Genomic DNA, 12,218 nt, shown 5'->3' with positions numbered 1-12,218 from the left:
GTAAAACAGGTGGAGATTTTCTCCACCTGTTTTACTTTTTAATCATATCATTCAAAGTCTGATCTCCCGTATTGTTCAAATGAGGATTTTTACTCATTTCACGTTTTAGCATATCGAGGCTTTGCGTATATTCTGTATCATTTAATGCGCCAGATTGAAGACCTTGAATTTGGGAAATCAACTTTTGGTCTGTTGATACATATCCTTTATAATAGCGAGGGACGATGGACAAAGCAGCTCTATATACTTGATCTGCTACGAGTTTTGGATCCGTTGTGTTTGCACGGTATACAACAAATACTTCATCATCGGTAACGAGCGTAGCAGCGTTTGTAACGTCAGGAAGTTTGACTGTCATACTTGTAATCATTTCAGCAACTTTCTCACGGTTAATGGCTCCTACTTGTTTGTTAGATACTTCATGCTTTTGTTTAGATGAATAGCCGACCCTTGTGAGCCGTGTATTTGTATTTTCCGTATGATACATGTCGTTTTTATTGGAAACAAGAACACGGCTTCCTTCTTCACGTTCCATTTCAGCTTTGTTCGCTGATTGGCAGCCTGCAAATAAGGAAATAGTGAGAAGGGAAAGTAAAATTTGTTTTTTCACGATGTATCACCTCCTTCTCCATAGCATGTACTAATTTGCAATTTTTTGTATTTGAAATTGTTGGTTGTTATGCTTTGTGATACGATAAAAAGAAGAATGCTTAGAGAGGAAGTTAATGATGGAGCAAAAGCAAGAAATTCATGCTACGGTGAGCATTAATAATGTTCAGTACGAAGTAATTAAAAACTTTCGTGACGGTTTTAGTGAAGAAGCATTTAAAGAGCGCTATGCAGAAATTTTAAATAAATATGATTATATCGTTGGAGACTGGGGATATGAGCAACTTAGATTGCGCGGATTCTTTGATGATAGTAACCAGCGTGCGACATATGATACGAAAATTAGTACGTTAACGGAGTATTTATACGAGTACTGTAACTTCGGTTGCGCACACTTCGTATTACGAAAAATGAAGAAATAAAAAAATCCTCTTACGATTGTAAGAGGATTTTTTGCATTATAAACAAATCGAGATATAATCTCCTTCAGATAGTATTGTATTTGGTTTCATTTGTTGTCCGTTCAATTGAATATCTCCGTTTTTAATTTTATCCACAATGAGTGTACGGCTCCAGTCGGAAATATATGTGGATAAGGCTTTATCCATTCGGTGGGAACCGAAAACGATATCTAATACAATTGTAATTTCAGCTACGCCACTTTCTTTATGCTGTGTAATGGAAATGGTAGTAGTTGTTTCGGTTTGATCTTGCTGAGGCATATCGACTGTTTCCACATGATCAGTAAATGATTTATAAATACGAAGTTTTTGATTCCACGTATGATCTTTCGGACATTTATAAATGGCAAAGCGATATATGTTTTTTCCGTTGGCGTTATGCCTACGAATATTTGTGTCAGTAAATAGGGTAGTGCGTCTGCAATTTTTACAATACTTTTCGATTGTGTTTTGTTCATTTTCATATAAACTCCAAGAAAGTTGTACTTTCTGCATTTTCCTTCACCTCTTATAGTAGTGGCAAAGGAACGTAATACAGCTATTTGGATGTCTTGTAGTATGAAGACATGAGAAAAAGACAAAAATAAAAGGAGGTTCCCTTAGGAACCTCCGTAAACATCATACTACAGATGCGTTACGTTCCTTTGTAATGGGAATGGGCAGACTACTCCCTTGAAAAAGCGTGGTGCTTTTTTGAGAGTAATGCTATCCAATTGCTGGTCCATTACAAAGTAAATGTTGGCATACGTAGATAACGTCCTTTCTATCCAAATAGATTTATTCTTAATTATAACATATTAGTTTGAAAATTAAAAATACTTATAATGAAAAAACACCAGCTGTTTTAGCTGGTGCCTAAGATAAATTATATAAGTTCAAATAAAAATGAGCGTAGTTCTTCTGCAATTTCTTCAGTCATAGAAAATGCGTGCTCTAAGTAGCCTGGTTCGTTTAAATCGTCAGCGCCGATGATTGCAAATTTATTGCGCTGCATATCAAGGACAATTGTTTTACCGTAATGACGATCAGAGTATAAAAGCGCTAAATCGTGACGCTCATTTTCTCCCATAAAGCTAACGAAACGCGTTTTTGTAGCGACAGTATCGTCGTACAGAAAGAAACGTTCTTCCATACACATGGCTCCTTTATTAAATATCTAAGTTTAAGTGTGGCTTATGATCTAAATGGTGATGCGTTTTAATGAATCGTACTGTTCTTGTTTTGTAACGCATTACGATAGAATATGTTTCAGCTAAATCTCCACCAAGGAATTTAACACCGTCTAATAACTCACCAGCAGATACACCAGTTGCTGAGAAGATTGCATCATCCCCAGATACTAAGTCATCTAACATAAGAAGTTGACGAGGATCTTCTAATCCCATTTCACGACAACGAGCTTCTTCTTCCTCGTTCATTGGAACTAAACGAGCTTGCATTTCACCTTCAAGGCATTTTAATGCTGCTGCAGAAATAACACCTTCTGGAGCTCCGCCAATACCTACGAATAAGTCGATACCCGTTCCAGGTAGTGCTGTTGCGATTGACGCACCAACATCACCGTCACCAAATAATTTTACGCGTGCACCTTTTGCACGAACACGGTCAATAATATCTTGATGACGTTCACGTTCTTGAACGATAACTGTTAGATCGCGAATCTTTTTATTGTTAGCTTCTGCTACAATTTCAATTGTTTTTTCAATTGGATCATCTAAGCTAATTTTACCAGCTGCTTTTGGACCAACCGCGATTTTTTCCATGTACATATCAGGAGCATGAAGAAGGTTCCCTTTGTCTGCGATTGCAATAACTGCCATTGCATTTGCAAGACCTTTTGCAACGATGTTTGTACCTTCTAATGGGTCAACGGCGATGTCTACTTCTGGACCGTTACCTGTTCCTAGTTCTTCACCAATATACAGCATCGGTGCTTCATCAAGTTCTCCTTCACCAATTACAACTGTACCTGCCATGTTTACTGAATCAAACATATCACGCATTGCTGTAGTTGCTGCATCATCTGCTTCGTTTTTCTTTCCGCGGCCCATCCACTGTGCGGATGCTAATGCTGCTGCTTCTGTTACACGGACAATTTCTAGTGCGAGTTCACGTTCCAAGATTCCATTCCTCCAATTTCAAAAATCATACAAATATAACTATAACAAATAACGGAGAAAAGGTGAATTCGAAAAATTGTCGATTTTTTCAGAAGAAAGCGTTACAATTAAAATGTAAATGCTTTAATTTCCAGGTAGGTGACATTCATGTATTTTGTAGACAGAAAGAAAATAGAACAAATGCTAGTATGTTTAGAACGAGCAACAAGTACATTTCAAGAGAAAAAGATATATGAAACCGAGTTTGAATTTTACGCATTAGAGCGCATAGCCCATCTTATTATTGATACTGTATTAGATGCCGGGAATGCGATGATTGATGGATTTATTATGCGCGATCCAGGAAGCTATGAAGATATTATTGATATTTTAATGGACGAGCGAGTGATAAGTGAAGAAGATGGACAAGGGATGAAAGAAATTATCCTTCTTCGAAAAATGCTTACACAAGACTATATTCAAATGAATCATGATGAATTATATAAGACGATTCAAAAACATATTGCAGTGGTAGAGAAATACCCAGCAAATGTTCGCAGTTATTTAGAAAAGGAATTAGGACCTGTATCTGCATTTGTACCAGAATAATTATGCTTATAAGATCCCCAGAGAATGCCTTTTGGGGATCTTATATTGTATGTGAGAAAGAAAAGGGAGAAGGGTGAAGTATGGGGGAAGCACGTACTACGAAAGACGAAATTGTACAATTGTTGAAAGTAAAGGGAGAGCACACGGTAGCGGAACTAGCTGACGTTTTAGAGATTACAGAAATGGCGATCCGAAGACATTTAAGTAATCTTGAGAAAGACGGACTTATTTATTCTAAGATGGTAAGGCAACATGTCGGAAGACCAACTTATTTGTATGGATTAAGTGAAAAGGGAGAAGATACATTCCCGAAAGAGTATAAGCAATTTGCGATTGATATGCTAGAAGATTTAGCTCGAATGGGTGATGAAAAAATACTTCGTTACGTTTTAAAAGAAAGAACGAAGCGAATGGAAGAACAGTTACAAAAGAGAGTGAGTAATCAAAAGAATTTAGCATATAAAGTGCAAGAGATAGCAGCTATGCAAGAGAAAAACGGTTATATGGTTCAAATAAAGAGAGATGGAGAGAATTCTTTCGTAATTGAAAAACAAAACTGTCCGTTAAAGGAAATTGCAGAGAGATTCCCGCAAGTATGTAAAGATGAAAAAGAGATGTATAAGCGTTTATTTGCAGGAGCAGATGTAAAGACGTTAGCAAATATGTGTGAGGGCGATTGTAGTTGTTCTTACCAAGTAAAAGAGAAAAAATGAACGTTATGGGGCGCTTTTAGGTAAAGCGTTTTTTTCTTTGGAAAAAGCGGGTAATATAAGAGTGGTATGATAAGGTGAGAACGTTAGCATAGAAGGAGAGACATAATCGATGTATAAAGGTTACTTAATTGACTTAGACGGTACGATGTATCGCGGAGAAGAACAAATTGAAGAGGCAAGCGACTTCGTAAAAGCATTAGGAGAGCGCGGCATTCCTTATTTATTCGTTACGAATAACTCAACGCGTAAACCAGAACAAGTGGCAGAAAAACTTGTTCGTTTCGATATTCCAGCGAAAGCAGAGCAAGTATTCACAACGAGTATGGCGACTGCGAACTTCATTTATGAACGTAAACAAGACGCAACTGTATATATGATTGGTGAAGAAGGCTTACACGATGCACTTGTGGAAAAAGGATTTGAACTTGTGGATGAAAATCCTGATTTCGTTGTTGTTGGTTTAGATCGTGACATCACATATGAAAAGTTAGCAAAAGCGTGTCTTGCTGTGCGTAACGGCGCAACGTTTATTTCCACAAATGGAGACATTGCCATTCCGACTGAGCGCGGATTATTACCAGGTAACGGCTCATTAACATCAGTTGTAGCAGTATCAACAGGTGTGGATCCAATCTTTATCGGAAAACCAGAATCAATCATTATGGAACAAGCTTTAAAAGTACTTGGCATAGAAAAAAATGAAGCATTAATGGTTGGGGATAACTACGATACAGACATTTTAGCAGGAATAAATGCTGGCATGCATACCCTTCTTGTCCACACTGGAGTCACAACTGTGGAGAAGTTAACAGAATACGAAGTACAACCAACGCAAGTTGTGCATAACTTGACGGAGTGGATTGAGAAGATGTAATGAAGAAAGCTGTTCCAAACTTTGGAACAGCTTTTTTTCTAATATTTGCGGGCAGTCCGATTGGTGTGGGCTAACATTCAGTTGTGACTAGTGTCGATTTTTGTCGGTAAGTCGATATATTTGAAAAATCGCCGATATAATCTGAGTTGCGCCGATATATTTAGAAAATCGCTGATATAATCTGAGTTGCGCTGATATATTAAAAAAATCGCTGATATAATTTTATTAAAAAGCACGATTCACAACGTCTTTAACCTCTTCAAGATATTGCTTACGCACACTGTTATCCACAGAAGGAACACTTGTATAGAATGTATGCTCAATTGTTTCAATACCTGTGAATTCAAAAATACCAACATCCGCTGTTTTCTTCATTGCATCAAACATGCCGCCTGCTGTGTATGCCTCTTTCGTATTACCCATTGTAGATAATAACAATCCTTTTTTACCGCTTAATAACTTTTCAATACCGTTTTCACCGTAAGCATAAGCAAATCCATGGCTAAACACACGGTCAACGTATCCTTTTAAAATAGCAGGAAGTCCCGCCCACCAAACTGGATAAATAAATGTAATGCTGTCAGCCCAAGAGATATGTTCTTGTTCTTCTTTAATATCTTCTGGTGTATTTCCTTTAGAAAATGAGATGAAATCGGAAGCGCCTAATACTGGATTAAAGTTTAATTCGTATAGATCGCGAACGCGTACTTTGTGACCTTTTCCTTCTAATTCACTTTTTACCGTTTCTAAAATCGCATGGTTGAAGCTTTCTGTATTCGGGTGTGCATAAACGATTACATGTTTCATTTTTCTTCCTCCTATTTGTGGATATGTGAATAGTTATTTGTATATCTGTAACTATTATGGTTACTACCTTTATAGAAGTCAAGTAATACATATGTATGTATAAAAAGACGCCCGAAAATCGCCTTTTTATACCCCGCTCATACAAAGTACAAAAAAGACAAATAAAATAATGACAATACCAATGCCGAAGTTAAATACGAGAGTACTATCCATATATGTAGCCTCCTTGTTTGAAAGTAAAAAGCACTCTAGTTAAGAGTGCTTTTTTATTTTGAATCTACTTTATAACTTTTAGAAAGTGATTCATGCGTGTAATGATTTACATTATTTTATGTATTTATACTTTGAAATGAGTAAGTCCTTGTTGGATATAGAAAAAAAGACACTCGTGGAGTGTCTTTTAAGATGACAAAATGTGCCAATTGCTTGAGGTTGATAAGACGCTAATTTCCGTGTTAACGCCTTTTCTTTAATCAAGAAGTGTAGCAACAGCGATTCAAATAGATTGTACCATTTGTTTAATTGTGGTGCGTATGCAATTGTGCATATTATGATCATGAGGTAGGTAATGAACTGTGAATAATTTGAAGTGATTTATTTACGATTTCTTCTGCGGCATATATGCCGATTGCGTCTGTTTTTAAAATATGAGGTTGTAAGTTATCATGCATTGCCCCTAACTCACCATGAAGTGGTGCGAAGGCATGGTTCGCCTTTTCAAGCATGCATAAATCAAGTAAAGAATCCCCAGCTGTAATAATCGTATCTATTTGCAAAATTTCTTTTATATATTGCACGGCGTCCCATTTGTTAATTGGTTTTGGTACAAAGTATAGCTTTCTACCTTGAAGTGAATGATTCCAGCCTTGTTTGCCTAACCAGGAAGTGAAGGATGATAATTCATCATAAGGAATGTTCTCCCGTTTAATAATGCAATAATGGAATAGATCATCAGCTGTTTTTTGTGATATAACCCAATCTTTATGAGCTATTTGTCCAAATTCCTTTAGTATGTCGTTTCCCTCTATACATTCAAACGATAGTCTTTCTTTTACTATCCTGTTCCAAGTACCATCTTGTTTACCGTTATGAAGGATATTACCGCCGTTACTTGTAATGGCGTATTCGGGAATGATTTCGTCTTGGAATAAAGAAATACGCTGAAACTGCTCAATAGTTCTTGTTGTAACTGGGATGAAATGTGAGTGCAGTTGCAATTTTTTTAGTAGTGAAATGGTTTTATGTGATATGAAAGAAATTTCTTTCCCATCTAAAGTTTCAATGAGTTGAATTGATTCATCTTCTATAGGGGCACGAAACGATTTCCGGGAATAAATAAGCGTCTGATCAAGATCACTGGCGAAAATCATATCGTTTCCCCCTTAAGAGGCTTAATGAGCCCGCAACATGAATAAGCCATATTCTCATAGATTTCAATAGGGACATTCTTTTCTTTAGCAAGAAGTAAAATATGCTTTAAATCGGGATTGTTTTGCTTACGTATTAAAATTTTCCACGGTATTCTCCGGAGTAATACGCGAGTTGTTTCACCGACTCCTGGTTTGATTAAGTTAATATCGTCAATTTCAAAGTGATTTTGGATAGACTGTATATCTTTTAATCCTTGCCAAGAGGGATCAGTGTAAGTTGAAGTAATATAACGTAATTGATTATCTATATGAGAATGAACAGAAGGGAATAAATCTGTTACCTCATCAATGAATAAATTTGATAAGTCTTCTTGTTCTAGCTCTTTATAATATTTAACACCATGAAAATCATTTGGACCGATATAGGTGTCATTTAGTACAGTGCGGCTAATGAGTCCAGAGACTGTTGCATTTAAGCAAGCGCTAGGAATAAGAAAATCTTCACGTGTACCGTAAATTGAAGTACAGTAACCGGGATCAGCAAGCACAGCCATACAATGAGAAATGTGTGTATTATTTCGTTCGTTAAATGTGTGTACTGCATATTCTAATTCTTTTTTTATTGCACCTTTTCCAGTCCACCCATCAATGAATTGAATTGTTTCTTTAGGGTGATGTTCCAAAATATAATGGAGTGCATTTTCATCAATACCGCGTCCGCGAACAATAGAAATACAATAGTGAGGTACATCAAGGTTGTATTGATAGCGTATGTAGCGTTTGATAAGAATGCCAATAGGTGTACCAGCACGAGCTAATGAAACGAGGACAAGGTTAGTTCCTTTAGTTTGTATAATCTGTTCGGCGACAACTCCAACAGCGATGGCTAGTTTGTGTTTGTATTGTTGCAGGGAAGAAAAGAATAAATCCATATACGCTTTAGAGGGTTTATATTCCATTGGTAACATTTCGGAATAATGTGTGCCAGCTTGAATTGCTTGTTCTCTAGTTTCCGTGGAACTTTCTTTCATTAAATCACTAATATCTTTTAATAGAAAAATAGCATCATTTGGATTGTAACTACTAATATGAGAATTTAATTTTACCATAATTATCAACCTTCCTTTTCTATGCTATTTGAAAATGAGACGATATGAATAAAAGGAATAACTGTTTGTAACTGCTGTAGAAGAGGAGATAGGGCTTCTTCCCCTAAATCACGCTCAATGAAAACAAATACTTCATCGTAATCATGAGGTGAAATATTATAAAAGTAATTTGTAATAGTAGAATCTTCAGGACTTGGATATGAGAAATGATTATGAATGGCGTAGTTCACATCATTTGAAACAGAATGGATAGGGCTTCTTGTTGTAGATTGATATAAAATATTTTCACCCATTTCAGCAGCAATTTTCATTGGGATATACATAAATTCACCCGTTCCGAGACAGAGTGTTCGTTTTCCAATTCTTTCTCTTTTTAAAGTTTTTCCTGCTTCTTGGGCGAAAGAATGAATGTGCTTTTGTTCATATGCTGAAATGCCAAATCGCCCAGTATATTTTATATAATTTGATGTATAGGGTGATTTTAGGCAGGTAAGGGTATGTTTTTTGAAATCAGGTTTTGTTTCTTCAATTTGAATCTCTTTTTTTGCAATATTTAATGGTTGGCCAGTTGTATGAATACTGCCTTCTAATAAAGAAATAACATGAACCTTAATTTGAAGTTCTTCTTCTAATTGTTTAAATTGTTTTCTATTAGTATGAGAACGCCAGTCTAACAAAGAAGCAATTATATATTCTTCTCGTGGGAATTTATTTTGAATAGATCTAATAATATTTAATGCTGTTTTTCCTGTTGTCATCTCATCATCTACGAGAACAATTGGATTGTTGTTTTGAAAAAAGCTTTCATCTACATAACAACGGTGTGATGTTGCATGAGAATGTTCTTCCTCAAATGTAATGACAGATTCTAGGTGGGGTATCGATTCCCTAGTTGTATGTACATACTTTGCATTTTGAAAGCATTGAAACATAGAATGACCAAGTGATGTCGCTGTTTCAGCGAATCCGATGAACAAAACTTCTTCTTGCAGAGGATATTGATAACGAAATACTTCCTCTGGGATTTCATCAATTTCTAATGAAATGAGATTTAAAATTTCTTTTTGAAATGGATGAGAAATATTATGTAGTATTTCCATATATCTTGCAGCGAGAGCAACTCCACTTGATAGAGAGACTGCAGGTTTAATAGGAAGATGCTTTCCAAGGATTGTACTCACAAATAAAAAACTACGTTTCTTATTTATTCTCGCAGCCATTTGAAAAAGATTGTCTAGCGCTAAATTATATGGATTATCACGTACTTCTACATGAACTTGTATATTATTTAAAACGTTATACGTGTTGCTTTGCGTTTGTAATAAGGAGATCGGTGAATTGTTTGTTTTCATGTAGCACCCCGTAAATATTAGATTTTAAAATGGTTTTGCGAGCCCAGCCATAATGAGGTTTTACTTCATTCATCTTGTTAGAAAAACTGCTTTTTAGCACTCCATTATACGTATCTGCATTTTGTAAAATTAATCTCGCATCTAAATAATCTTCCATTGTGACAATGTGCATTGCCTGTACAACTTTAATATGAGATGGGTGAATAACTGTCTTTCCGATTAAGCCATTTGCATGGTCAAGTGATACCTCTTGAATAAGCCCTTCTTCATGATCATTAGAAAAATATTCCCATACACATCCTGAAATAATATATTCATTTGTTGCCCTTGAGAAAACGTTAATAATGTCTGAAATACAATCACGGACAACAGTAATATGATAGATAGGTGTGTATTTATTACGCCGAATACTAAATATACTTGAAAAATCAGTAGCACCAATACGTACATTTAAGATGTAATCGTGATAAGAATCTAGTAAATCCTTTATTTGTAATAATGATTCTGCCCGTGTTTCCTTATACATAATTTCGGGTGATTCTAAAATCGGCATGCCATATAGCGATAATGAGTATAACTCGTTTATATATGCAAGCTGATCGATATAAGTCTTTCCGTTAATTGGTGTGAATTTTGGAAAGACAAAACCACATAAACAATGAACAGCACTACCTAATTCAGTAACAATTTTCTTCATTTGACTTGGCTGTCGAACTCTAATAAAAAGAAGTGGGATGTCTGCTTGATTTAGTATGTTGGCACTGACTAAGTTAGCGATTTGCTGTATTTGAACGACGATGTTTTGCTCTGCAAGTTTTACTTCCTCATCGCTGATAGCGTCCTCTAGACAAAGAATAATTGAGATAGCATCCACATGTTTCCTTATAATTATATCTTCCGCAATCGTTTCTTTCGTGCCAGGAGTATATAGTGTGGCACCTAGTGCGTAAGCTAGTTGTTCTTTCCCTATATTTTTTGAAAAATTAAGAGGTTCTTTATAGAAAAAATTTTGCCGTTCTTCTGAGGAGAGATAAGAAAAGTAATTCAAATTGTCACCACCTTATTTATAATGATTCTGTTTAATCGTAACATAATAAGAAAAATCTTCCATAAAAATGAAGCAAGAAATTAAAAAAATATATTGAGAAAGATGAATTATAAGATGAATATCGAATATTGTTAATAGAAATATAATAGGGGGAAAGAGAAAGTGGATATACATAAATTAACAGAGGAAGAAGCAAATGAGATAAATACTTGGACGTACGAGGAACCATATAATTTATATAGTTTTTCAGGCGAGAAAGAAGTAATGGAAGAGCTATTAGATGGAACGTATTATGGCTGTTGTGATGATCAAGGAGACTTCATCGGTTATTTTTGTTTTGGAGCAAATGCACAAGTACCAGGTGGAAGAGATGCTCATTTATATGGTGGAGAAGATGTGATTGATATCGGACTTGGCATGAAGCCGGCGTTAACCGGGAAAGGAATGGGGAAAGAATTCTTCCAAGCTGGAATAGCGTTTGCCACGAAAGAGTTTAATGCAAAAATGTTTCGATTAAGCGTAGCGACATTTAATACAAGAGCGATTACGTTATATAAAAATATCGGATTTAAGCAAGGGCCTATTTTTTTGAGTCGCGGAAGAGAATTTATGCTGATGGAATATGAAAGACCGTCAGCATGAACCTGACGGCCTAGAAAACACTATTATTCTGAGTGCTCAGCTCGGTGCGCTAAACGGCTTGAAGCAGCGGCAGCGATTCCGCCAACGATATCATCAAGGAACGTGTGCACCTTTCCAGTTGATTTATCATTTAAGTATTCTAAAATACCAGGTTTTAATTTATCAATATATCCAAAGTTCGTGAAACCGATAGAGCCGTACACATTCACGATAGAAAGTGCGATAACTTCATCAATTCCGTATAAGCCTTCATCACGTTTTACAATATCTTGTAACGGTTCACTTAGCATTCCCTTTTCAGCAAGGACATCAAGCTCGATACCAGTAATCAGTGCGTTTTGTACTTCACGTTTTGATAGTACACGTTCTACATTGTAACGGCATTCTGACATCTCTAAATTTGGATGATATTTTTTTTGAAGAAAATGAACAAGTTCAGCAATATCGTCAATTGTTACACCGCGTTCTTGTAATAGTTTTAATGCTCTTTCTTGTAGTTGATTTGATTCTTTCATGTTTATCACC

At 35.9% G+C, this 12,218-nt stretch carries 15 protein-coding genes; 5 read left to right on the top strand and 10 right to left on the bottom strand.

Features of this window, described 5'->3' with window-relative positions; translation table 11 throughout:
* Window positions 1-31: 31 nt before the first annotated feature.
* Window positions 32-610 carry a YhcN/YlaJ family sporulation lipoprotein gene (locus ACTFR8_RS20345; RefSeq protein ID WP_000744129.1) on the bottom strand — a complete coding sequence of 193 codons (579 nt, stop codon included), beginning with the start codon at window positions 608-610 and terminating at the stop codon, window positions 32-34.
* 118 nt (window positions 611-728) lie between these two features.
* On the opposite strand from ACTFR8_RS20345, the gene ACTFR8_RS20340 reads away from it, so the two are divergent.
* A complete protein-coding gene (locus ACTFR8_RS20340) occupies window positions 729-1,031 on the top strand; it encodes a YutD family protein (protein WP_000435942.1) in 303 nt (100 codons plus the stop codon).
* Window positions 1,032-1,067: 36 nt separating this feature from the next.
* Here the strand turns inward: ACTFR8_RS20340 and ACTFR8_RS20335 are convergent, their stop codons facing one another.
* From ACTFR8_RS20335 to glpX, 3 genes are all read right to left on the bottom strand, one after another.
* Entirely contained in the window at window positions 1,068-1,565 is a 498-nt protein-coding gene (locus tag ACTFR8_RS20335) for a hypothetical protein (RefSeq protein WP_001174571.1), read from the bottom strand.
* A 370-nt stretch (window positions 1,566-1,935) separates the two neighbouring features.
* Window positions 1,936-2,202, bottom strand: coding sequence for a DUF3055 domain-containing protein (locus ACTFR8_RS20330; RefSeq protein WP_000392606.1), 267 nt, complete (start codon window positions 2,200-2,202; stop codon window positions 1,936-1,938).
* Window positions 2,203-2,218: 16 nt separating this feature from the next.
* Window positions 2,219-3,190 (bottom strand): class II fructose-bisphosphatase, encoded by a 972-nt coding sequence (gene glpX, locus ACTFR8_RS20325; RefSeq protein ID WP_000439090.1) that lies wholly within the window; start codon window positions 3,188-3,190, stop codon window positions 2,219-2,221.
* A 147-nt stretch (window positions 3,191-3,337) separates the two neighbouring features.
* Here glpX and ACTFR8_RS20320 point away from each other — a divergent pair, with 147 nt between their 5' ends.
* From ACTFR8_RS20320 to ACTFR8_RS20310, 3 genes are all read left to right on the top strand, one after another.
* Complete coding sequence (locus ACTFR8_RS20320) at window positions 3,338-3,778, top strand: DUF86 domain-containing protein (protein ID WP_000274008.1); 441 nt, start codon at window positions 3,338-3,340, stop codon at window positions 3,776-3,778.
* Window positions 3,779-3,858: 80 nt separating this feature from the next.
* Complete coding sequence (locus tag ACTFR8_RS20315) at window positions 3,859-4,491, top strand: helix-turn-helix transcriptional regulator (RefSeq protein WP_000503350.1); 633 nt, start codon at window positions 3,859-3,861, stop codon at window positions 4,489-4,491.
* Window positions 4,492-4,600: 109 nt separating this feature from the next.
* On the top strand, window positions 4,601-5,365 hold the full coding sequence (locus ACTFR8_RS20310; protein ID WP_000276467.1) for a TIGR01457 family HAD-type hydrolase: 765 nt from the start codon (window positions 4,601-4,603) through the stop codon (window positions 5,363-5,365).
* Between the two features lie 225 nt (window positions 5,366-5,590).
* Here the strand turns inward: ACTFR8_RS20310 and ACTFR8_RS20305 are convergent, their stop codons facing one another.
* The 5 genes from ACTFR8_RS20305 to ACTFR8_RS20285 all read right to left on the bottom strand — a co-directional run bounded on the left by ACTFR8_RS20305 (window position 5,591) and on the right by ACTFR8_RS20285 (window position 11,051).
* Window positions 5,591-6,172, bottom strand: a complete 582-nt coding sequence (locus ACTFR8_RS20305) for an NAD(P)H-dependent oxidoreductase (RefSeq protein WP_000683449.1) — start codon at window positions 6,170-6,172, stop codon at window positions 5,591-5,593.
* Between the two features lie 554 nt (window positions 6,173-6,726).
* The gene (locus tag ACTFR8_RS20300) at window positions 6,727-7,542 is read right to left on the bottom strand and encodes an HAD family hydrolase (RefSeq protein WP_000575385.1); all 816 of its coding nucleotides are present in this window, start codon (window positions 7,540-7,542) and stop codon (window positions 6,727-6,729) included.
* Window positions 7,539-8,651 carry a cysteine protease StiP family protein gene (locus ACTFR8_RS20295; protein WP_119781466.1) on the bottom strand — a complete coding sequence of 371 codons (1,113 nt, stop codon included), beginning with the start codon at window positions 8,649-8,651 and terminating at the stop codon, window positions 7,539-7,541. The genes ACTFR8_RS20300 and ACTFR8_RS20295 overlap by 4 nt, the downstream gene beginning before the upstream one ends.
* A 5-nt stretch (window positions 8,652-8,656) precedes the next feature.
* The gene (locus ACTFR8_RS20290) at window positions 8,657-10,003 is read right to left on the bottom strand and encodes a phosphoribosyltransferase family protein (RefSeq protein WP_000856300.1); all 1,347 of its coding nucleotides are present in this window, start codon (window positions 10,001-10,003) and stop codon (window positions 8,657-8,659) included.
* A complete protein-coding gene (locus ACTFR8_RS20285; RefSeq protein ID WP_001106077.1) occupies window positions 9,948-11,051 on the bottom strand; it encodes an HpcH/HpaI aldolase/citrate lyase family protein in 1,104 nt (367 codons plus the stop codon). Before ACTFR8_RS20285 ends, ACTFR8_RS20290 begins: the two co-directional genes overlap by 56 nt.
* A 162-nt stretch (window positions 11,052-11,213) precedes the next feature.
* On the opposite strand from ACTFR8_RS20285, the gene ACTFR8_RS20280 reads away from it, so the two are divergent.
* A complete protein-coding gene (locus tag ACTFR8_RS20280) occupies window positions 11,214-11,693 on the top strand; it encodes a GNAT family N-acetyltransferase (protein WP_000351145.1) in 480 nt (159 codons plus the stop codon).
* A 23-nt stretch (window positions 11,694-11,716) separates the two neighbouring features.
* Here ACTFR8_RS20280 and ACTFR8_RS20275 read toward each other — a convergent pair whose 3' ends face one another.
* Window positions 11,717-12,208 carry a phosphatidylglycerophosphatase A family protein gene (locus tag ACTFR8_RS20275; RefSeq protein WP_000665094.1) on the bottom strand — a complete coding sequence of 164 codons (492 nt, stop codon included), beginning with the start codon at window positions 12,206-12,208 and terminating at the stop codon, window positions 11,717-11,719.
* Window positions 12,209-12,218 lie beyond the last annotated feature (10 nt).

It is taken from the genome of Bacillus cereus group sp. MYBK15-3, from assembly GCF_051916765.1.
In the GTDB taxonomy this organism is placed as follows: domain Bacteria; phylum Bacillota; class Bacilli; order Bacillales; family Bacillaceae_G; genus Bacillus_A; species Bacillus_A cereus.
Note: the sequence above shows the minus strand (reverse complement) of the source record. Positions and strands in the feature narration are given on the sequence as shown.

Excerpts from the sequence above, each read along its gene's own strand:
- ACTFR8_RS20295 (WP_119781466.1), bottom strand. The coding sequence starts at position 8,651 with ATGGTAAAATTAAATTCTCATATTAGTAGTTACAATCCAAATGATGCT.
- ACTFR8_RS20300 (WP_000575385.1), bottom strand. The coding sequence starts at position 7,542 with ATGATTTTCGCCAGTGATCTTGATCAGACGCTTATTTATTCCCGGAAA.
- ACTFR8_RS20275 (WP_000665094.1), bottom strand. The coding sequence starts at position 12,208 with ATGAAAGAATCAAATCAACTACAAGAAAGAGCATTAAAACTATTACAA.
- ACTFR8_RS20335 (WP_001174571.1), bottom strand. The coding sequence starts at position 1,565 with ATGCAGAAAGTACAACTTTCTTGGAGTTTATATGAAAATGAACAAAAC.
- ACTFR8_RS20305 (WP_000683449.1), bottom strand. The coding sequence starts at position 6,172 with ATGAAACATGTAATCGTTTATGCACACCCGAATACAGAAAGCTTCAAC.
- ACTFR8_RS20315 (WP_000503350.1), top strand. The coding sequence starts at position 3,859 with ATGGGGGAAGCACGTACTACGAAAGACGAAATTGTACAATTGTTGAAA.
- ACTFR8_RS20310 (WP_000276467.1), top strand. The coding sequence starts at position 4,601 with ATGTATAAAGGTTACTTAATTGACTTAGACGGTACGATGTATCGCGGA.
- ACTFR8_RS20340 (WP_000435942.1), top strand. The coding sequence starts at position 729 with ATGGAGCAAAAGCAAGAAATTCATGCTACGGTGAGCATTAATAATGTT.
- ACTFR8_RS20320 (WP_000274008.1), top strand. The coding sequence starts at position 3,338 with ATGTATTTTGTAGACAGAAAGAAAATAGAACAAATGCTAGTATGTTTA.
- ACTFR8_RS20330 (WP_000392606.1), bottom strand. The coding sequence starts at position 2,202 with ATGGAAGAACGTTTCTTTCTGTACGACGATACTGTCGCTACAAAAACG.
- ACTFR8_RS20290 (WP_000856300.1), bottom strand. The coding sequence starts at position 10,003 with ATGAAAACAAACAATTCACCGATCTCCTTATTACAAACGCAAAGCAAC.